This is a genomic window from Bradyrhizobium sp. STM 3561 (assembly GCF_045571455.1).
In the GTDB taxonomy this organism is placed as follows: Bacteria; Pseudomonadota; Alphaproteobacteria; order Rhizobiales; family Xanthobacteraceae; genus Bradyrhizobium; species Bradyrhizobium vignae.
Window position 1 is genome coordinate 1,854,177 of record NZ_CP120695.1, and the last position, 19,444, is coordinate 1,873,620.

At 63.4% G+C, this 19,444-nt stretch carries 17 protein-coding genes; 14 read left to right on the forward strand and 3 right to left on the reverse strand.

Annotated elements, in window-relative coordinates; genetic code table 11:
- Window positions 1–102: 102 nt before the first annotated feature.
- Window positions 103–876: a Crp/Fnr family transcriptional regulator gene (locus P6U28_RS08380; RefSeq protein WP_174221590.1), complete on the reverse strand. Its 774-nt coding sequence runs from the start codon at window positions 874–876 to the stop codon at window positions 103–105.
- A gap of 558 nt (window positions 877–1,434) precedes the next feature.
- Here P6U28_RS08380 and P6U28_RS08385 point away from each other — a divergent pair.
- The 3 genes from P6U28_RS08385 to P6U28_RS08395 all read left to right on the forward strand — a co-directional run bounded on the left by P6U28_RS08385 (window position 1,435) and on the right by P6U28_RS08395 (window position 5,283).
- Window positions 1,435–2,622, forward strand: coding sequence for a patatin-like phospholipase family protein (locus P6U28_RS08385; protein ID WP_407122042.1), 1,188 nt, complete (start codon window positions 1,435–1,437; stop codon window positions 2,620–2,622).
- A 9-nt stretch (window positions 2,623–2,631) separates the two neighbouring features.
- Complete coding sequence (locus tag P6U28_RS08390; RefSeq protein ID WP_122404041.1) at window positions 2,632–3,198, forward strand: hypothetical protein; 567 nt, start codon at window positions 2,632–2,634, stop codon at window positions 3,196–3,198.
- 768 nt (window positions 3,199–3,966) lie between these two features.
- On the forward strand, window positions 3,967–5,283 hold the full coding sequence (locus P6U28_RS08395) for a hypothetical protein (protein WP_407122043.1): 1,317 nt from the start codon (window positions 3,967–3,969) through the stop codon (window positions 5,281–5,283).
- 34 nt (window positions 5,284–5,317) lie between these two features.
- On the opposite strand, the gene P6U28_RS08400 is transcribed toward P6U28_RS08395, so the two are convergent.
- Window positions 5,318–5,623 carry a gamma-butyrobetaine hydroxylase-like domain-containing protein gene (locus P6U28_RS08400; protein ID WP_122404039.1) on the reverse strand — a complete coding sequence of 102 codons (306 nt, stop codon included), beginning with the start codon at window positions 5,621–5,623 and terminating at the stop codon, window positions 5,318–5,320.
- 209 nt (window positions 5,624–5,832) lie between these two features.
- Here P6U28_RS08400 and P6U28_RS08405 point away from each other — a divergent pair, with 209 nt between their 5' ends.
- The 5 genes from P6U28_RS08405 (at window position 5,833) to P6U28_RS08425 (ending at window position 11,002) form a co-directional block, all read left to right on the forward strand.
- A complete protein-coding gene (locus P6U28_RS08405; protein ID WP_122406744.1) occupies window positions 5,833–6,606 on the forward strand; it encodes a ferredoxin--NADP reductase in 774 nt (257 codons plus the stop codon).
- A gap of 100 nt (window positions 6,607–6,706) precedes the next feature.
- A complete protein-coding gene (locus tag P6U28_RS08410; protein ID WP_407122044.1) occupies window positions 6,707–8,449 on the forward strand; it encodes a fumarate reductase/succinate dehydrogenase flavoprotein subunit in 1,743 nt (580 codons plus the stop codon).
- Between the two features lie 32 nt (window positions 8,450–8,481).
- Complete coding sequence (locus P6U28_RS08415) at window positions 8,482–8,715, forward strand: ferredoxin family protein (RefSeq protein ID WP_011085981.1); 234 nt, start codon at window positions 8,482–8,484, stop codon at window positions 8,713–8,715.
- Window positions 8,716–8,717: 2 nt separating this feature from the next.
- The gene (locus P6U28_RS08420) at window positions 8,718–9,695 is read left to right on the forward strand and encodes a HEAT repeat domain-containing protein (RefSeq protein WP_162500349.1); all 978 of its coding nucleotides are present in this window, start codon (window positions 8,718–8,720) and stop codon (window positions 9,693–9,695) included.
- A 134-nt stretch (window positions 9,696–9,829) separates the two neighbouring features.
- Window positions 9,830–11,002, forward strand: coding sequence for a fumarylacetoacetate hydrolase family protein (locus tag P6U28_RS08425; protein ID WP_122406743.1), 1,173 nt, complete (start codon window positions 9,830–9,832; stop codon window positions 11,000–11,002).
- A 599-nt stretch (window positions 11,003–11,601) separates the two neighbouring features.
- Here P6U28_RS08425 and P6U28_RS08430 read toward each other — a convergent pair.
- Window positions 11,602–12,768 carry an IS110 family transposase gene (locus P6U28_RS08430; RefSeq protein WP_407119977.1) on the reverse strand — a complete coding sequence of 389 codons (1,167 nt, stop codon included), beginning with the start codon at window positions 12,766–12,768 and terminating at the stop codon, window positions 11,602–11,604.
- Window positions 12,769–13,159: 391 nt separating this feature from the next.
- Here P6U28_RS08430 and ytfQ point away from each other — a divergent pair, with 391 nt between their 5' ends.
- The 6 genes from ytfQ (at window position 13,160) to P6U28_RS08460 (ending at window position 19,444) form a co-directional block, all read left to right on the forward strand.
- Window positions 13,160–14,125, forward strand: coding sequence for a galactofuranose ABC transporter, galactofuranose-binding protein YtfQ (gene ytfQ, locus P6U28_RS08435; RefSeq protein ID WP_129143062.1), 966 nt, complete (start codon window positions 13,160–13,162; stop codon window positions 14,123–14,125).
- Window positions 14,126–14,240: 115 nt separating this feature from the next.
- A complete protein-coding gene (locus P6U28_RS08440; RefSeq protein ID WP_122404035.1) occupies window positions 14,241–15,782 on the forward strand; it encodes a sugar ABC transporter ATP-binding protein in 1,542 nt (513 codons plus the stop codon).
- Window positions 15,779–16,771 carry an ABC transporter permease gene (locus P6U28_RS08445; protein WP_122404034.1) on the forward strand — a complete coding sequence of 331 codons (993 nt, stop codon included), beginning with the start codon at window positions 15,779–15,781 and terminating at the stop codon, window positions 16,769–16,771. The genes P6U28_RS08440 and P6U28_RS08445 overlap by 4 nt, the downstream gene beginning before the upstream one ends.
- Window positions 16,768–17,748 (forward strand): galactofuranose ABC transporter, permease protein YjfF, encoded by a 981-nt coding sequence (gene yjfF / locus P6U28_RS08450; protein WP_407122046.1) that lies wholly within the window; start codon window positions 16,768–16,770, stop codon window positions 17,746–17,748. The genes P6U28_RS08445 and yjfF overlap by 4 nt, the downstream gene beginning before the upstream one ends.
- The gene (locus P6U28_RS08455) at window positions 17,745–18,521 is read left to right on the forward strand and encodes a FadR/GntR family transcriptional regulator (RefSeq protein WP_122404032.1); all 777 of its coding nucleotides are present in this window, start codon (window positions 17,745–17,747) and stop codon (window positions 18,519–18,521) included. The genes yjfF and P6U28_RS08455 overlap by 4 nt, the downstream gene beginning before the upstream one ends.
- Window positions 18,518–19,444 carry a Gfo/Idh/MocA family protein gene (locus P6U28_RS08460; protein ID WP_122404031.1) on the forward strand — a complete coding sequence of 309 codons (927 nt, stop codon included), beginning with the start codon at window positions 18,518–18,520 and terminating at the stop codon, window positions 19,442–19,444. The genes P6U28_RS08455 and P6U28_RS08460 overlap by 4 nt, the downstream gene beginning before the upstream one ends.

The following is a 19,444-nucleotide window of genomic DNA, read 5'->3' on the forward strand; positions in this document are numbered from 1 at the left end:
GTAGTCGATTAGTTGCCGGGAAAAGCCGATTGCATACTCCTTGGGCAATCCTGCACTATAAAGCCGCTTGCCTGTGCACCGACCATCGTCGTCGCTGCCGCCTCAATCCGACGCCTGGCCGCGCATTTCCTCGAGAACGTCGGTCCGGCACACCACGATCTGCGACCGCTTGGTCAGGACGATTCCCTTCTCCTGCATCCGCTTCAGGCTGATCGTGACCCATTGCCTGGTGGCGCCGACCATGTGGGCGATGTCGGCATGGGTGAAGGCCGCCGCGATCACGGTGCCGTCGGCATCCTCGACGCCGTAGAGCTCGACGAGATGCAGCAAGAGATGCGCAAGGCGCTGCGTGATGGAGCGCGTTCCCAGCATCTGCGCCAGCGCCGAATAGCATTTGCCCTTGAAGGTGAGGCCTTCGATCAGGCCGATCGCGAGATTGGGGATCTCTGCGGCAAGGATGCGCAGTTCCTTTCCGGGCAGGTGCACGACGCTGCAATTGCTGGACGCAACGCCGGACCATTGGTGCACGGTGCCCTCGAACACTTCGGGACCGCCGACGAAATTGCCGACATGCCAGTAGGCCAATGTGATCTCGCGCCCGAGCGGCGAGGTGTAGAACACGCGGATGCGGCCGCTCTCGATCAGCCAGATGCCATCATGCTTGCCGCCCTGGCTGAACAGTGTCTGGCCGCGGTTGAGCACTTTTCGCCGGCCCTGCTTCAGCACCAACTCCCGCTCGCGCGGCGAGAGCTTGTCCATCAACGGTGGTGGACCGCCGATCCATTGCTGGTTCTCGGTGAGCAGCAGCGAGGAGCTGCCGGCAGACCGCATCGCGACTGGAACAGCTCCGCGAACCGCATTCGCCGCCTGCAACATCACCTTCCTCCGGAACGTTCAAATCGTTCTAAAGAGGAGCAATGTCCGTGCCAGATGGGGGCATACCGTGAGGGTGGCGGGAAGGGCCGCCGAACGCCCGCCGAACTCGCGATCGTGACAGCGCGCCGCACATCTAGAGCTTGCGTTCACGGTGGATACACGTCAGCATGTCGGGTGTCGAACGCGATCCGTATTTCATTCGTTGGCCGGTCGTTTCTGATGAGGTTTTTTTGCTCTGAACCGAACGATTGGGAATGGCGCCGGGTCGGGCGCACATTTTGATTGAAGCAGCCCTTCCTCGCGCGACGAGGATAGTCGTCAGATTGATACCGCCGCGGAGATGGACATGGCGGAACTTTCGATTTCAAGATCATCGTTACGAAGATCGCGCGTCGGCACGATCATTGAGAGGTCGTCTGCAGTTTCTCGGCTCCAAGCCACCGGACGAGCTGATGCTGGCGGTTTTGGACGAATACGACGAATACCAAGAGCACGTTGAAAAGCTGCGGCCGAAGCAGAATTGAAGTTCAGTTTATTGCGAGGAAACGGAGGGAATTTATGGCCAATTTAGTCGAAACTAAATTGACGTCTGCCGGACCAAAACGAATCCTTGCCTGCGACGGCGGCGGCATTCTCGGGCTGATGAGCGTGGAGATTCTCGCCAAGCTCGAAAGAGACCTGCGATCAGCGTCCGGCAACGACAAGCTCGTCCTCGCCGACTATTTCGATTTCGTCTGCGGCACGAGCACCGGTGCAATCATCGCGACCTGCATCTCACTCGGTATGTCCACGGATAAGATCCGCCAGTTCTACGTGGGCAGCGGTGAGCTGATGTTCGAGAAGTCCAGCATTCTCAAGCGTGCGCAGTACGCTTACAACGACGAACCGTTGGCAAAGATGCTTCGCGAGACGATCAATAAAGAGCTTGGATACGGGGCCACTGACCAGCCTGCGGAGCTCGGCGACGCGAATCTGAAGACTCTCCTCATGGTCGTGATGCGCAATCACACGACAGATTCGCCCTGGCCGGTCAGTAACAATCCGCGCGCCCACTACAACGACCGCAGCCGTCCCGACTGCAACCTCGGTTTACCGTTGTGGCAGCTCGTCCGTGCCAGCACAGCTGCGCCGACCTTCTTTCCCCCTGAGGTGGTGGTATTCGCGCAGGGGACATCCAAGGAATACAGCTTCATCTTCGTCGACGGCGGGGTGACCACCTACAATAACCCGGCGTTTCTGGCCTTTCAGATGGCGACCGCACGAGCTTACCAGATGAACTGGGCCACCGGGCGCGACCAGCTCCTGATCGTGTCCGTCGGTACCGGCAATGCGCCACGCGAGCGGCCTGACTTGAAGGCAGGTGATCTTTGGCTGCTCGACCACGCCCGCAACATTCCGTCCGCGCTGATGAATGCGGCCAGTGCCGGCTGGGACATGGCCTGTCGGACGGTCGGCGATTGCCGATATGGCGCGCCGATAGACCGCGAGTTCGGTCACGCGATGCATATCGACCCCAAAGATCCACTGCCTTCGACCATTCCATCCCAGTTCACCTATGTCAGGTATGATCCGGACGTCACCGCGACGGGGTTGGCGGATCTGGGTCTCGCCAAGATTTCGCCCGCCGATGTGCAGGTGATGGACTCGGTCAAGCACATCAATCAGATCGGCGACGTGGGAGCGGCTTACGCCGAAAAATACGTCCTTCCCTCTACGCATTTCCCGAATTTCCCACCTCCCCGTTAAGGAGCAGTGATGCCGCAGGACCAACAGCAGAAGGCCGTTATCGCCCTGGCGGGCCGCCGCATCGACGCACCGGACGCGGAAGCGAAGCGCTTTCCGCTGGGCGCCGTGCCGTTGGTCCGCCAGCGGCTTGCCGATGTCTTTAGGCAGGAGCAGGCTGAGGCTTTGGTCTGCTCGGCCGCATGCGGGGCCGATCTCATTGCGCTCGAGGAGGCCGGACGCATGGGTATTCGGCGCCGGATCGTGCTGCCATTCGCGCCAGCCCGGTTCCGCGAGACGTCGGTGACCGATCGCCCTGGCGACTGGGGCGGACTATTCGATCGTGTGATGGGCGAGGTGGGGCAGGCGGGCGACGTCGTCGTGCTCGATGCCGGAGACGGTGACGCGGCCTACGCCGCGGCCAATGATGCGATCGTGAGGGAAGCGCTCGCGCTGTGCCGTGCCGAGGCGCCGCCATGCCGGCCCGTTGCGGTCATCGTCAACGAAGGCAGCTCCCGCGGCGCGGGCGATGCCACCGAGCAGTTTCGCGTCCTCGGACTGGCGGCGGGATTTGTGGAGCGGCCGGTCAGGACGAACTGAGATTTACATCATCCGGCCTGGACCAAGGCCGGCACGGAGGGGGGGAGGCATGACACGCGTCTTCGTGATCCGGCCATTTGGAATCAAGCCGGATTCTGCGGGAAAGCTCATCGATTTCAATCGGGTCCACGACGGGCTGATCACACCCGCGCTGGGAACCTTCGGTATCGCCGGGGGCACCACCGGCGACATTGTCGAGCCGGGCAATATCAGGGAAGACATGTTTAAGCTCCTCGTCGAGGCGGACCTCGTCATTGCCGATCTCACGATCCACAACGCTAACGTCTTCTACGAATTGGGAATCCGGCATGCTTTACGAAAGAAGCGTTCGATTCTGATCAAGGGTAAGCCGGTCGCGGATGGCCCTGTCTTCGATCTCCTGACCGATCGCTACCTTGCCTATACCGTTGACAAGCCGGAGGAGTCGGTCGTCGAGCTCACAGAGGTCATTCGTCAGGCCTTGGCAAGCGAGCGCGACACGGACAGTCCCATCTTCAAGATGTTGCCGACCTTACCCGAAGTCGAGCCGGCCGCCGTCTCGCAGGTCATTCCCAACGAGTTGATCGAAGAAATCGACCGGGCGAGAGCCGCACACTCGATGGGTTGGTTGCGTCTGCTTGCGAAGGAAGTGGAGGGCCTCCGCTTCGAGTGGCCGGCACTTCGCATGATCGGCCAGGCGCAATGGGATCTCGAAGACTATGACGGAGCGCTTACGACCTTCGTCAGGTCGTTGAAGTCTATCCAAACGATGTCGCTGCCAACCTCGCATTGGCCAATATCTACGAGCGACGATATCGAAAAGAACGCGCGCAAGGCCGAAATCAACCCCAGCTCTTTGCTGCATCCGATGCTGCAATCGCTCGCGTCCTGTCGCTCGGTCAGGGCGTTACGGCCGCGCAGCGCGCCGAAGCGCTCGCCTTGAAGGGGCGAAACAAGAAGACGTCGTGGCGATTGAGTTTCGAAACGGTGCCGGATCAGGCCGAGAGACGAAGGATCGCCACCAGCGCGACGCTCAGAGAGGCATATGAAGCATATCGTGACGCCTACCTGACGGACTTGAATCATTTTTGGTCAGGCCTCGCCGCCTTTCAGCTCGGCCAAATTGCGTTGGACCTTTCCAAAGATGCGGAAGAATGGGAAGCGTCGTTTCCGAGCAATGGTGGGGCTTCATACTACCGCGAGAAGCTCCGTCAGTCAGTCGATCAGCTCAGCGCGCTCTTGCCGCTGGTCATCGATGCCGCCTTGGAGCGTTTGCCGGAAGGTCACAAGGATCGCGTTTGGGCCAAAATGGGCCCGGCCGATCTGGCTTTTTTGGTGGAGCCGAACGCCTCTCGCGTCGCTCGACTTTATCGCGATAGCGTTTCGGAATCCCACCTCTTTGCCTGGGACGCTGCCAAGGGGCAGATGAAACTGTTTGACAGCCTTGGCTTCCGCCCGAACTTGGCCGACGCGGTGATCGCGGCTGTCGAGGCGCATCTGTGCCGGCCCGCTGCGAAGGAAGACTATGAGATGGTCATTTTCTCCGGGCACTTGATCGATGAGCCGGGCCGTCCCGAGCCTCGCTTCCCTCCCGATAGGGTCGAAAAGGCCCGACAGCTCATCAAGGACCGGCTTCTGAGCCTTCAAAAGGAGGGAAGGAAGCTTCGCGTATTGGCATCGGCTGCGCCGGGCAGCGATATCATCTGTCACGAGGTTTGCGGAGAGATCAATGTCGACAGCACGCTGTGCCTTCCGATGCCCCGGAACGTCTATGCCAGCCAGGTTTTCACTGATGGATTTGATGCGTGGCGAACCCGGTATTTCAATCTGCTCGAGAAGCGGCCAGTGCTCGAACTGAGCGACCGTGCAGGGTTGCCGAATTGGCTGAGCACCAAGGCGGGAGTCGATGCCTGGGAGCGCGGCAACGAATGGGTGCTGAGAATGGCGTTGTCCAGCTCGGCGAAGAAAATCATGCTGCTTGCCCTGTGGAACCAGCATGAGGAACCAGGACGTGCCGGTGGGACCGGGCACAGCGTACGGATCGCACGCGGTTCTGGCAGTGTCGATGTTCACATCATCGACGCCCGGGAGCTGCTCGCGAACTGAGCCGACCGGCAATTTGAGGAGCGAGCAGCCGGCTTCACTGCCCCGCCAAGCTCAGCAAATACGGCTTCGGGTAAATCCCCCGGTTATGTCCGTCCGAGAATGAGATGTTCAGTCCGTAGCCGAGATCGCCAATCTCGGTGATCGCAATCCCCGGAAATGCTTCCGGGAAGCGGCCGTCGAAGCGGGCGCGGGTGCAGTGGGCGCATTTGCAGGAGAGGCGGAGTGTTTCGGCAGTGACGCTCAACGCATCGTTCTGCGTGGTGCGGACGAGGAGCGCCGCCAGATCGGCGCTGGCTTCATAGTCGGCTACGGTCGGTGCCAGCAATGCGGTCATGGTCATGATAAATCTCCGGCTTCTCTCTACGTCGGCGCAGGCGCCCACGAATAGCAACTAATTGCCGGTGCGGACACGTGGCGATGGCCTTCGCTGCCTCGTCTTCGGTCATCGCTCGCGAAATGTGCAACTAATCGACTGGGAATTTCACTTCCGAATTGCCGGGCTCTCCTCTCTCGGAAACCTTGAACGTCACCGATGGCGAAGGAGAGATCATGAGCGCATTTCAGAGGGAAAGGGTTTTGTCGGTCAGGCACTGGACCGATTCTCTGTTCAGCTTCACCGCAACGCGAGATCCCGGCTTCCGCTTCCAGAACGGCCAGTTCGCGATGATCGGGCTCGAAGTCGAAGGCAAGCCGCTGATGCGGGCCTACAGCATGGCCAGTGCCAATCACGAGGAGGCGCTCGAATTCTTCTCGATCAAGGTCCAGGACGGTCCGCTAACCTCGCGCCTGCAGAAGATCAGAGAAGGCGACATCATCCTGGTCGGCCGCAAGGCGACGGGCACGTTGATCACCGGCAATCTCATGCCAGGCAAGCGCCTGTTACTGCTCTCGACCGGCACGGGACTCGCGCCCTTCGCCAGCTTGATCAAGGACCCCGACGTCTACGAGAATTACGAGACGATCGTGCTCGCCCATGGCTGTCGCCAGATCTCGGAACTCGCCTATGGCGAGCACCTCGTCGCGGGCCTGCGCAGTCACGAATTCTTCGGCCCCTTGATCCGCGACAAGCTGGTCTACTACCCGACCGTCACCCGCGAGCCGTTCCGGAACCGCGGCCGCATCACCGACCTGATCGCCTCAAACCAACTGTTCGACGACATCGGGCGGCCAGGCCTCGACATCGAGACCGACCGCATCATGCTGTGCGGCAGCCCCGCGATGCTGGAGGAACTGCACGCGATGTTCGCCGCACGCGGCTTCGTCGAGGGCAATCACAGCCAGCCCGGCCATTTCGTCATCGAAAAGGCCTTCGTCGAGCGCTGAGCCGCAAATCGCATCCCGGCGACAACTAATTGCTATCGCCGGGACGCCCCCTGAACAAATCTGACGCAAAGGCGCCGGATCGGCGAACCAGGAGCAAGTGATGGCACTAGATCAGATTGTCGACGGACTTTCGGAGGTTTCCTGCGATGTGCTGGTGATCGGCGGCGGCACGGCCGGCCCGATGGCGGCGCTGAAGGCGAAGCTGAAGAACCCGAAAGCCAATGTCGTCCTGCTCGAAAAGGCCAACGTCAAACGCTCCGGCGCGATCTCGATGGGCATGGATGGACTGAACAATGCCGTCATCCCCGGCTACGCGACGCCGGAGCAGTACACCAAGGAAATCACCATCGCCAACGACGGCATCGTCGACCAGAAGGCGGTCTATAAATACGCGCAGAACTGTTACAAAATCATCGAAGAACTCGACAGCTTCGGCATCCGCTTCCTCAAGAACGAAAACGGCGACTACGCGGTCAAGAAGGTGCACCATATCGGCACCTACGTCCTGCCGATGCCGAACGGCGAGACCGTGAAGAAGGCGCTGTACCGCCAGCTTCGCCGCGCCCGCATCTTGATCTCAAACCGCTACATGGCAACGCGGCTGCTGAAGTCCTCTGATGGCCGCATCGCCGGTGCGATCAGCGTCAATACGCGCACGGCGGAGATGCTGGTGATCAAGGCCAAGGCCGTGATCCTTTGCATGGGCGCGGCCGGCCGGCTCGGTTTGCCGACCTCCGGCTACATGTTCGGCACTTACGAGAACGCCGCCAATTCCGGCGACGGCTACGCCATGGCCTATCACGCCGGCGCGGCGCTCGCGAACCTCGAATGCTTCCAGATCAATCCGCTGATCAAGGACTATAACGGCCCGGCCTGCGCCTATGTCGCGGGTCCCTTCGGCGCATATACGGCGAACAACGAAGGCGCGCGCTTCATCGAATGCGACTACTGGTCCGGTCAGATGATGCTGGAGTTCTACAACGAGCTCTTGTCCGGCAAGGGCCCGGTGTTCCTCCAGCTCAAGCATCTGCACCCCGACACCATCTCCGAGATCGAGTCCACGCTGCACAAGGTCGAGCGTCCGACGCGCGGCCTGTTCCAGCAGGGGCGCGGCGTCGACTATCGCAGCGAGTCGATCGAGATGCACATCTCCGAGATCGGCTTCTGCTCCGGCCACAGTGCCTCCGGCGTGTTCGTCGACGACAATGCGCGCACCACCATTCCTGGTCTTTACGCAGCCGGCGACATGGCGAGCGTGCCGCACAATTACATGCTGGGCGCCTTCACCAACGGTTCGGTCGCCGGCATCGACGCGATGGAGTTCGCCGACGGACATGATTTTGCGGAGTTCGACGCAGGCGATGTCGCGCTGGAGCGCGACCGCGTGATGGCGCCGACCAAGCGCGAGGACGGCATTCCGCCGAACCAGATCGAGTACAAGACGCGCCGCCTGGTCAACGACTATCTCCAGCCGCCGAAGGTCACGCGCAAATACGAGCTCGGCATGCGCCGTCTGGCGGAGGCGCGCGAGGACATGCAGGAGCGCATGATCGCACGCAACGCGCACGAGCTGCTCCGCGCCCTCGAAGTGCAGTCGATCATGGACTGCGCCGACATGGCCGCGCACGCCTCGCTCTATCGCGAGGAGAGCCGCTGGGGTCTCTATCACTGGCGCACGGATTTCCCGGAAAAGGACAACGAGAATTGGTTCTGCCATGCGCTGCTGAGCAAGCGCGACGGCAAGATGACCAGCGAGAAGCGCGCAGTCGAACCGTACGTCGTGCCGATCTCCGACGACGAGAAGGACCTCTACGACAAGCAGCGCATCCGCGCCTCGGCCTGATCCACCAGAAATGCAGCAACAGGAGACATCAAATGCCTCTCGCGTCCTATCAGACATCGGTTCCGGTGGTCGTCGACGACGCCAAATGCATCGCGGACAAGGGCTGCACGGTGTGCGTCGATGTCTGCCCGCTCGACGTGCTGCGCATCAGCGAGATGACGAACAAGGCTTACATGGCCTATGACGAGTGTTGGTACTGTATGCCCTGCGAGGCCGATTGCCCGACCGGCGCCGTCACCGTCAACATTCCGTATCTGTTGAGGTGATCATGTCGAGCCCGTTCGAATCCTACGACGATCTAGAGGACGCCGACGAGCGGCTTCAGGCCGCCGATCCCGCCGAGCGCCGCGTCGCCATCATCGCGCTCGGCCATTCCGCCGATCCGGCAGCGGTCGCGCATCTCGCCAACTTGGTCGCAGATCCCGATGTGGGCGTGCGCCAGCAGGTCGCGATGGCGCTCGGGGAGTTCGATGGGCCGGAGGCCGCGAGCGCACTGGTCAAGCTGCTTGTCGACCCCGAAAGGATCGTTGCGGCAGCCGCGGCCGACAGCATGGCAGAGTTCAAGGATCCCGCCTGCGCCAAGATCATCCTGCCACTGGTGAAGCATGCCCACGCCTTCGTCCGTATGGGCGCGCTGCGCGCGCTCAAGGAATTACGCTGCAAGGACACGCTTAAGCCGGCGCTGGAAGCGCTCCAGGACACTGACGCCGCCGTCCGCGTGCAAGCGATCGGCGTGATCGGCTTTCTCAAGCTGGAGGAGTCCATCCCGGCACTAACGGCGTTGATCAACGACCCTGATGCTCATGTGCGCCGTGCCGCCGTGAGCGCGCTGGCGTTCTCGCAGATGAAACCTGCGGCCGAGACCATCACGCGCGCGTTGAAGGATGCCGACTGGATGGTGCGCGAGATGGCGGCCGAAACGCTGGGCCTCAATATCAACGGTTCGCTGGCCGCCGATCAACTGACCGTCTGCCTTGCCGACGAGTTCTGGCAGGTGCGGCTGAAGGCGATCCGCAGCCTCGGCAAGATGAAGATCGAGCGGGCGGTGCGGCCGATCGGCAATTGCGTCAACCACGACCAGGCGAACTTGCGGAAAGAGGCGGCTGCGGCGCTTGGCGAGATCGCCCATCCCGACGGCGAGGCGTTCCTGGCCATCATCGCCGACGATCCAGATCCCGATGTGCGCAAGAACGCGCGCTGGGCGCTGCAGCAGATCGCGGCGCGAAAGGCGCGAGCAGGGGCATAAGAGGCGCGGGCGGCGGCATAGCGGCTCGTCGCGGCCGCTCTGGACTTCCCGCGCCAGACGTTTATTGGTCTTCGCCAATGGGACCGGCCGCCGCAAATGCGACCGATCCCAAAGAAACAGCGAGGACGCCGGCCATGACGAGTTTGACTGTGAAAGACCTTCTCCCCGAGGACGGCACGCGGGGAACATTGGCCGGCCGCGTCTGGCTGCCGCAGGTGAATGGTCCGGCCGTGGTCGCCGTCCGGGGCGACGGCGTCTTCGATGTTACCGCACGATTTCCGACCATCAGCGCGCTGTGCGAGGAGGACGATCCGGCCAAGGCGCTCGCTGCGACCAAGGGCGAATGCATCGGCGATCTCGAATCCATTGTTGCCAATACGGCGCCCGATCGTCGCGATTCCAAGAAGCCGTGGCTGCTCGCGCCGGTCGATCTCCAGACCTTGAAAGCTGCCGGCGTCACCTTCGCGATCTCGATGTTGGAACGCGTCATCGAGGAGCGCGCGAAGGGTAATCCGGCCTCGGCCGAGGCGATCCGCAAAGAGGTGACGCGGTTGATCGGCGACGATCTGTCAAAACTCAAGCCGGGCTCGGACCAGGCGATGCACCTGAAGCAGGTGCTGATCGATCAGAACGCGTGGAGCCAGTATCTCGAAGTCGGTATCGGCCCGGATGCCGAAGTCTTCACCAAGGCGCCGACCCTGTCCTCGGTCGGCACCGGCATGGATGCCGGGCTGCATCCGAAATCGACCTGGAACAATCCAGAGCCCGAGCTCGTGCTGTTCGTCTCGAGCCGCGGCAAGATCGTCGGCGGTGCGCTCGGCAACGACGTCAATTTGCGGGACTTCGAGGGCCGTTCGGCGCTGCTGCTCTCGAAGGCCAAGGACAACAATGCGTCCTGCTCCATTGGTCCGCTGCTGCGCCTGTTCGACGACACCTTCACGCTCGACGACGCGCGCAAGCTCGATATCAGCCTGAACGTGACGGGCACTGATGGTTTCGTCCTCGACGGCCATTCCTCGATCAGCAAGATCAGCCGCGATCCGACCGATCTCGTCGCGCAGACCATCGGCAAGATCCATCAATATCCCGATGGTTTCGTGCTGTTCCTCGGCACCATGTTCGCACCCGTGAAGGATCGCGACGCGCCGGGGCAGGGCTTCACCCACAAGCGCGACGACATCGTCACGATCGCAGCGCCCCAGCTCGGCAAGCTCGTCAACCGCATGCGCACGAGCGACGAGTGCGAGCCCTGGACCTTCGGTATCGGCGCGCTGATGAAGAACCTGGCGCAGCGCAAGCTGATTTAGTGCTGCGGCCTTCGCCTCTCCCGCGTGCGGGGAGATGCAATCGGGTGAGGGGACTCTCCACGAGTCAATCTGCTTGAGCGACCCAGAGCTCCATGAGCGCAGCGAAGCAATCCAGAATCCGTCCGTGGAACGACTCTGGATTGCTCACATGGGGATTTGGTGTGTCAAGGCGGTTTGTTCAGCTCTTTGTTCGATTGCAGGCCAGCTCTTCGTCCCGACCGTGGAGCACGTAGGATGGCGCGCGCAGATCGAGTCAAGGTCGGCCCGTAGGGCCGTCGCGAAGCGACTTGGCCTTGACTCGAGCGAGCACGCCATCAGGCTTTGGCAGTCGGGGCAGCGGGCGGATAACTCCTTTTCGTCAGGCGATCCAAGGGTCGAGCCGGTTTTTGCAATCTGGTTTGCTTGCCAGATCAAACTCACATTCGGTCGCCGCGCGGCGGCGGCTGCACCAACATTCCGCTTGCGGCGGGCAGGCTCGAGAGGACGAGACCATTCTTCGTTACGGCGTTTGAAGCCATGCAATCCATCGGTTCGTCCACCCGGATCGGCCGAGGCTGATCAATCTCGGCGGATTGGCTTTGAGGCTGAGGAGCGTGGTGTCAGGCGGCGGCCTTTATCTCGGCTCCCTCGATCACCACGCCCGCGGTCACGTACTTCCAGAGGGCCACGAGCAGCTTGCGCGCGAGCGCCACGATCGCGCGCTTGCGGCCGCGTTGGCTGTGCACCTTGAACCACTGGGTCAAAGCCGATTGAGGCTGGTGGCGTACCCAGAGCCAGGCGAGCTGGATCATCGTGGTTCTCAGGCGCGGATTGCCAGCCTTCGACACGCCTTGCTCGCGCTCGATGCCGCCACTGCGCCATGGCGTGGCTGCAAGGCCGGCATAGGATGCAATCTGGCGGCGGTTGGCGAACTGCCGGTAAAAGGCCTCCGACCAGAGAACGGCCGTGAAGTTCGGGCCCAGGCTCTTCAGTTCGAGCAGCATTGCCACCGGGTTCGATACGGTCTTCTCCCCCGCCGCCTTGCTCGCGGCCAGCAACGCATCCTGCTCGCGCTCCACCGCCGTGATCTGGTCGAGCAGCAGTTCGAGCCGGTCGAGTTCGCGGCTGATCTGCGCCTTCAGATGCGCCAGCAAGGCGCGCCCGTCGCCCGTCCGCAAGGCCTCCAGCCGCTTCCGCCGGTCTCGCCGCAGCGGCGCGTAGTCGAAGATCCCTTGCGCGAACAGAAGACCCTTGATCCGGTTCACATGCTCGATCCGCTCCGCGATCAAGGTCTCTCGCTCGCGGCACAGCCTACGGCGGTCCTCCTCTGCCGGAGAGGGCGCAACGACCATGGCGCAGACCCGTACCTCGCCGCGCTTGTAGGCCAGCAGCGTCCGCAACAGCGTCTCGCCATCCAGCCGGTCCGTCTTGGCCCGCCGGCGCCGGCGCGGCGTCGCAATCGAGGCCGGATCGACTATGTGGCTCTCGATGCCTTCCTGCTGCAGGGCGCGGTGAAGCCAGAACCCGTCCAGCCCCGCCTCCTGGATCGTGATGAGCGGATAGCTCTCACCCGTTCGCGCCTGCGCCTTGCGCTTCAGCTCCGCAAACAGCTTCAACAGTTCCGAAAGGTCGCCGGCCTTCATGCTGCGTTTGGACATCTTCTCGCCCTTGCAGGGCGACAGCGAAGTGACCAGCCATGTCGAACGGCTCAGTTCCAATGACACAAAAATTGCGCCAAACTGCGTGCGGATAGCGGCCAGTCCGTCGGAAGGATGATCGAGCAACATCGTCGTCTCCAGGTTGAATGGATTCAGCAACCCTCAGTCTGGCCTCAGACCTGGTCGCTATCCACTCCCCATGGAATCTTCGCTGCGCTCGCAATGACGAGGAGGAGAGGTCGCGAGCTCGTCTGTCACCGTCCTCGCAGAGACTCACTCATCCCAACGGCCGCACAATCTCCTTCATCTCCGCGTTGCATCCCCGGAACAATATCGCGCTTGGCGTGTCTTAGATTCGCCTATCGTTGCGAACGCGCATTTTCCTCCAAATAGTCAAATAATATGACTAGTCGGAACCCATCTTCCATGGAATAGTGCCTTCCGTCGGCCTACAGGCTGGCCTGAGGGTGCCATGACACCAATCGGCGCCCCGGATAAAACATCTTGGGAGACACGCCTGATGACCCCTAAAGTCCTCTTTGCGGCCAGCGCCATGGCCTCCTTGCTGCTCGCGCTGCCGGCCAGTGCCGGCCAGCTCACCATCGGCTTCTCGCAGATCGGATCGGAATCCGGCTGGCGGGCGGCCGAGACGTCGGTCTCCAAGCAGGAGGCCGCCAAGCGCCAGGTCAATCTCAAGATCGCCGACGCCCAGCAGAAGCAGGAAAACCAGATCAAGGCGATCCGCTCCTTCATCGCGCAGAACGTCGATGCGATCTTCCTCGCGCCCGTCGTCTCGACGGGGTGGGATTCGGTGCTGAAGGAAGCAAAGGAGGCCAAGATCCCGGTCGTGCTGCTCGACCGCGATATCGATCCTTCCGGCAAGGACCTCTATCTCACCGCCGTCACCTCCGATAGCGTGCACGAAGGCGAGGTCGCCGGCGAGTGGCTGGCGAAGACGGTCGGCAGCAAGGCGTGCAACATCGTCGAATTGCAGGGCACGGTCGGCGCCAGCGTCGCCGCCAATCGCAAGAAGGGCTTCGACACTGCGATTGCCAAGCATGCGAACCTGAAACTGGTGCGCAGCCAGACCGGCGACTTCACCCGCGCCAAGGGCAAGGAGGTGATGGAGAGCTTCATCAAGGCGGAAGGCGGCGGCAAGTCGATCTGCGCCGTCTACGCGCACAATGACGACATGATGGTCGGCGCGATCCAGGCGATGAAGGAGGCCGGCCTCAAGCCCGGCAAGGAGATCCTCACCGTCTCGATCGACGCGGTGCCCGACATCTTCAAGGCGATGGCCGCCGGCGAAGCCAACGCCACCGTCGAGCTGACGCCGAACATGGCCGGGCCCGCGCTCGATGCCATCGCGGCGTTCAAGGACAAGGGTACGGTACCGCCGAAATGGATCCAGACCGAGTCCAAGCTCTATACCGCCGCCGACGATCCGCAGAAGATCTACGACAGCAAGAAGGGCCTCGGTTACTGAGGCGGGCAATACGCCGGATTGCTTCCAGCGGTCCGGTCACCCTTCGAAACCGCTGCGCGAACGAATAGGCTTGGCGTCCGCATCATCAGCGGACGCCGGTGGGAGTGACGTCGCGATGGAAAATAATTCCGATCCTGCTTCGCAGCTGCTGGAGGTGCGCGGGCTCAGCAAGAGCTTTGGCGCGGTGCGCGCGTTGCAGGAGGTCGACTTCACGCTCCGCGCCGGTGAGATTCATGCGCTGCTCGGCGAGAACGGCGCCGGCAAGTCCACGCTGATCAAGGTCGTCACCGGCGTATTCCCGCGCGATGCCGGCATTGTCAGGCTCGGTGGCGAAGAGGTCGCGCCGCGCTCGGCCAAGGCGGCGCTCCAGGCCGGCATTGCCACCGTCTACCAGGAAGTTAACCTGCTGCCGAACCTCTCCGTGGCGCAGAACCTATTTCTTGATCGCCAACCGATGCGTTTCGGCGTCGTGCGCGAAGGCGAGATGCGTCGCCGCGCCAAGGCGTTGCTCGCAGATTTCGGCCTCGATATCGACGTCACCGCGCCGCTCGGCAATTATTCGGTGGCGATCCAGCATGTCACCGCGATTGCCCGCGCGGTGGATCTCTCCGCGCGCGTGCTGATCCTGGACGAGCCGACCGCGAGCCTCGACCGCCACGAGGTCGAGATCCTCTTCGGCATCATGCGCGAGCTTGCCAAGCGTGGCATCGGCATCGTCTTCGTCAGCCACTTCCTCGAGCAGGTCTACGAGATCTCCGACCGCATCACGGTGCTGCGCAACGGCCGCCTCGTCGGCGAGCGCGAGACCGCCTCGCTGCCGCGGCTGGAATTGATCCGGATGATGCTCGGCCGCGAACTGGCCGAGACCACCAGCGTGCGGGCTTCCGCCACCGAGCATGGGGCGCGCGAGATCTGCGCGAGCTTCAAGGGTTACGGCAAGGCCGGCTATATCGCGCCCTTCAATCTCGAGCTGCGCCACGGCGAGGTCGTTGGTCTTGCCGGATTGCTCGGCTCGGGTCGCACCGAGACGGCGCGGCTGGTGTTCGGTGCCGAGCGCGCCGATGGCGGAGAGGCGAGGGTGGAAGGCGCGACGGTGCGGTTGCAGTCACCGCGCGACGGCGTCCGCCATGGTTTTGGCTATTGCCCGGAGGAGCGCAAGACCGACGGCATCGTTGCCGAGCTCAGCGTGCGCGAGAACATCGTGCTCGCGCTCCAGGCCAAGCGCGGCCTGCATCGCCCGCTGTCACGCCGCGAACAGGATGAAATCGCGCGCCGCTACGTCAAGATGCTCGACATCCGCCCGTCAGATCCCGAACGCCCGGTGGGGCTCCTCTCCGGCGGCAACCAGCAAAAGGTGCTGCTGGCGCGCTGGCTCGCGACATCACCGCGGCTTCTCGTCCTGGATGAACCTACGCGCGGCATCGATGTCGGCGCGCATGCCGAAATCATCCGCCTGATCCGCGAGCTCTGCGATGATGGGCTTTCACTGCTCGTGATCTCATCGGAGCTCGATGAGATCGTGACCTATTCGGATCGCGTCGTCGTGCTGCGCGACCGGGCCCATGTCGAAGAGCTCGCGGGCGAGGCGATCGACGTCGGCAACATTCTCGCTGCCATCGCCGCCGAGGGCGCCGCGATGCAGGAGGCCGGAGCATGACAGCGCTGCTGCCGCGCCGCGGCCTCGCCCAGATCCTCGCGCTGATCGTCATCCTCGCGGTCGATCGCGTAGTGTCGCCGCAGTTTTTCGACCTGCGCCTCCAGGACGGCCGTCTGTTCGGCAGCCTGATCGACGTGCTCAACCGCGGCACGCCGGTGGCGCTACTCTCGCTCGGTATGGTGCTGGTGATCGCGACGCGTGGCATTGACCTCTCGGTCGGCGCGGTCATGGCGATCTGCGGTGCGATCGCGGCGAGCCTTGCCGACGGTCACGGCCTCCCGGTGGTGCTGGCAGCCACGCTCGGCGCAGGCCTCGTCTGCGGCCTCTGGAACGGCTTTCTCGTCGCGGTGCTCGGCATGCAGCCGATCGTGGCCACGCTGATCCTGATGGTCGCGGGTCGCGGCATCGCCCAGCTCATCACCGAAGGGCGGATCGTGACGTTCTCCTCGCCGGATCTGGTCTGGCTCGGCAATGGGTCGGTGCTTGGCCTGCCAGTGCCGATCGTGATTGCCTTGGGCATGCTGATCCTCACCGGTGCAGTCGTGCGCGGCTCCGCGCTCGGGCTGCTGATCGAGGCGACCGGCGGCAATGCACGGGCGAGCGAGCTCGCCGGTGTCGGCACCCGCGCGATGATCCTGGCCGTCTATGTCTGGTGCGGCGTCTGCGCCGCGCTCGCCGGCGTGATCGCGGCGGCCGATATCATGGGGGCTGATGCCAACAATGCCGGCCTCTGGCTCGAGCTCGACGCGATCCTCGCCGTGGTGATCGGCGGCACCTCGCTGTTCGGCGGCCGCTTCAGTCTCGTGCTCGCAGTGCTGGGCGCGCTGATCATCCAGACCATGAACACCGGCATCCTGTTGTCGGGCTATCCGCCGGAGTTCAACCTGCTGGTCAAGGCGGTGGTGGTGCTCGCCGTGCTGCTGCTGCAATCGCCGAAATTCTCCGGTCTCGCCGGGATCGCCGCAAGGCTGTGGAGGACCAAGGCATGAAAGGCCTGCCGCCCGTCCTTATCACCGCCATCGTGCTCGTCGCGGGCTTCGCAGCTTGCGCGGTGCAATTCCCCAACATTGCCTCCACCCGCGTCGTCGGCAATCTCCTCACCGACAATGCCTTTCTCGGCATCGTCGCGACCGGCATGACATTCGTCATCATCTCCGGCGGGATCGATCTGTCGGTCGGCTCGGTGATCGGTTTCACCACCGTGTTCGTTGCGCTGGCGATCGAGCGCTGGGGCGTGCCGCCGCTGGTCGCCTTCGTCGCCATCCTCGCGCTGTCAGCCGCTTTTGGCGCTGCGATGGGCACGGTCATCCATGTCTTCGACCTGCCGCCCTTCATCGTGACGCTGGCCGGCATGTTCCTCGCCCGCGGCGCAAGCTTCTTGCTGTCGACGGAATCGGTGCCGATCACCGCGCCGATCTATTCCACCGTGTCGGACTTCGCCTTACGGATGCCCGTGGGTGGGCGACTGACCGCCATCGCCATCATCATGCTCGCGATCGTGATCGGCGGCGCCTTGCTGTTGCATCTCACCCGGTTCGGCGCCAATGTCTATGCGCTCGGCGGTAGTCGCACGACCGCGAGCCTGATGGGCGTTGCCGTCGGCAAGATGACGATCAAGATCTACATGCTGTCGAGCCTGCTCGCAGGGATCGCCGGCATCGTCTTCTCCTTCTACACCAGCGCCGGCTACTCGCTCTCCGCCGTCGGCGTCGAGCTCGACACCATCGCCGCCGTCGTGATCGGCGGCACGCTGCTCACGGGCGGGCAGGGCTCGGTGATCGGCACCTTCCTCGGCGTGCTGATCCAGGGCCTGATCCAGACCTTCATCAATTTCGACGGGACGCTGTCGAGCTGGTGGACCAAGATCGCGACCGGCGTGCTGCTGTTCGCTTTCATCGCCTTGCAGCAGGGGCTGGTCGTGCTTGCACGCCGGCCGGTGAGGAAGAGCGCAGGAGCAGCCACATGACCTCACGCATCGTCGTCATCCCGACGCGGCGGGCCCACTCCAATCATGCGGAGGTGGCCCGTTCGATCGGCGTCGACATCATCGCCGGCCGCTATGCGGAAGGCACGCGCTTGCCGGGTGATGCCGAGATGATCGCGATGTTCGGGGTGTCGCGGCCGGTGCTGCGCGAAAGCGTCAAGACCCTGGTCGCCAAGGGGCTGCTCACCACCAAGGCGCGCGTCGGCACCGTCGTGCGCGAGCGCGGCGCCTGGAACATGTTCGATGCCGACGTGCTGGCCTGGCACCTGGATGCCGGCATCGACAAGCGCTTCCTCAACGACCTCGCCGAGATCCGTCTCGCAGTCGAGCCACGTGCGGCCATGCTCGCAGCGGCGCAGCGGTCCGAGGAGGATCTGGCCGAGCTCCGCCGCAGCATGGAGCGCATGCGGCATGAGGCGTCCGACTCGGTGGGCTTTGCCGATGCCGATCTCGCGCTTCATGTGGCCGTGGCGCGCGCCTCCGGCAATCTGTTCATGCGCTCGATCGGGCATGTCATCGAGGCCGCGCTGCGCGCCTCGTTCCTGCTCAGCGCCCCGGTCGAGGCGGAGGACCGCGACACCGTGCTGCTTTGGCATCAGAAGATCGTCGATGCCATCGCCGCGGGCGATGCGGACGCCGCCTCCGAGGCCATGATCTATGTCATTCATAACGGCATGCGCCGCCACGAGGGCACGGTGATCGAGACCGCGCCGGCCGAGCCGCTGCCGTCGGCAGATACTGGAGAACAAGCGTGACAGACCTTCGCATCGCCATCGTCGGCTTCGGTAAGATCGCGCGCGACCAGCATGTCGGCGCGATCGCGGCGACCCCGGGCGCGACGCTCGCGGCGGTGGCGAGCCGCAATGCTTCGCTTCCGGGTCTGCCGCATTTCGCCACCGTCGAGGAGCTGCTGGAAAAAGGTCCGCCGATCGACGCGGTGTCGCTGTGCACGCCGCCGCAGGTGCGCCGCGCCCAGGCCGCAGCCGCGCTCGCCGCCGGCAAGCATGTCATGCTGGAGAAGCCTCCGGGCACCGGCGTCGCCGAGCTCGATCCGCTGATCGCGATGGCGGCGGGTGCGAAGCGGACACTGTTTGCGACCTGGCATTCGCGCTATGCGCCGGCGGTCGAGCCGGCGCGGCAATGGCTCGCCGAGCGCCGCATCGCTTCCGTGCACATCAGCTGGAAGGAAGACGTCCGTGTCTGGCATCCCGGGCAGGGCTGGATCTGGGAGCCAGGCGGTCTCGGCGTGTTCGATCCCGGTATCAATGCGCTGTCGATCCTGACCAGGATTCTGCCAAAGCCGGTGTTCGTCACCGCGGCCGAGCTGGCCTTTCCGGCGAACCGCCAGGCGCCGATCGCGGCGAACCTGACACTGACGGATATCAACGGTCTGCCTGTGACCGCCGAGTTCGATTTCCGCCAGACCGGTCCGCAGAGCTGGGATATCGTTGTCGAAACCGATCAGGGCCGGCTTGCTCTGTCCAGCGGTGGCGCGCGCATGACTGTCGACGGCAAGGTGCTTGCCGAGGCGGCCGATGAGGAATATCGCGGGCTCTACCGTCGCTTCGTCGAGCTCGCGGCGACCGGCGCAAGCGACGTCGACCTGACGCCGCTTCGTCTCGTCGCCGACGCCTTCCTGCTTGGCAAGCGCACGATCGTCGAACCGTTTGTGGATTGA

Bases quoted from the DNA above. Each gene is read 5' to 3' on its own strand.
- P6U28_RS08380 (WP_174221590.1), bottom strand. From the start codon at position 876: ATGTTGCAGGCGGCGAATGCGGTTCGCGGAGCTGTTCCAGTCGCGATG.
- P6U28_RS08400 (WP_122404039.1), bottom strand. From the start codon at position 5,623: ATGACCATGACCGCATTGCTGGCACCGACCGTAGCCGACTATGAAGCC.
- yjfF (WP_407122046.1), top strand. From the start codon at position 16,768: ATGAAAGGCCTGCCGCCCGTCCTTATCACCGCCATCGTGCTCGTCGCG.
- P6U28_RS08390 (WP_122404041.1), top strand. From the start codon at position 2,632: ATGCCGCAGGACCAACAGCAGAAGGCCGTTATCGCCCTGGCGGGCCGC.
- P6U28_RS08455 (WP_122404032.1), top strand. From the start codon at position 17,745: ATGACCTCACGCATCGTCGTCATCCCGACGCGGCGGGCCCACTCCAAT.
- P6U28_RS08385 (WP_407122042.1), top strand. From the start codon at position 1,435: ATGGCCAATTTAGTCGAAACTAAATTGACGTCTGCCGGACCAAAACGA.
- ytfQ (WP_129143062.1), top strand. From the start codon at position 13,160: ATGACCCCTAAAGTCCTCTTTGCGGCCAGCGCCATGGCCTCCTTGCTG.
- P6U28_RS08415 (WP_011085981.1), top strand. From the start codon at position 8,482: ATGCCTCTCGCGTCCTATCAGACATCGGTTCCGGTGGTCGTCGACGAC.
- P6U28_RS08405 (WP_122406744.1), top strand. From the start codon at position 5,833: ATGAGCGCATTTCAGAGGGAAAGGGTTTTGTCGGTCAGGCACTGGACC.
- P6U28_RS08430 (WP_407119977.1), bottom strand. From the start codon at position 12,768: ATGTTGCTCGATCATCCTTCCGACGGACTGGCCGCTATCCGCACGCAG.
- P6U28_RS08420 (WP_162500349.1), top strand. From the start codon at position 8,718: ATGTCGAGCCCGTTCGAATCCTACGACGATCTAGAGGACGCCGACGAG.
- P6U28_RS08425 (WP_122406743.1), top strand. From the start codon at position 9,830: ATGACGAGTTTGACTGTGAAAGACCTTCTCCCCGAGGACGGCACGCGG.
- P6U28_RS08445 (WP_122404034.1), top strand. From the start codon at position 15,779: ATGACAGCGCTGCTGCCGCGCCGCGGCCTCGCCCAGATCCTCGCGCTG.
- P6U28_RS08440 (WP_122404035.1), top strand. From the start codon at position 14,241: ATGGAAAATAATTCCGATCCTGCTTCGCAGCTGCTGGAGGTGCGCGGG.
- P6U28_RS08410 (WP_407122044.1), top strand. From the start codon at position 6,707: ATGGCACTAGATCAGATTGTCGACGGACTTTCGGAGGTTTCCTGCGAT.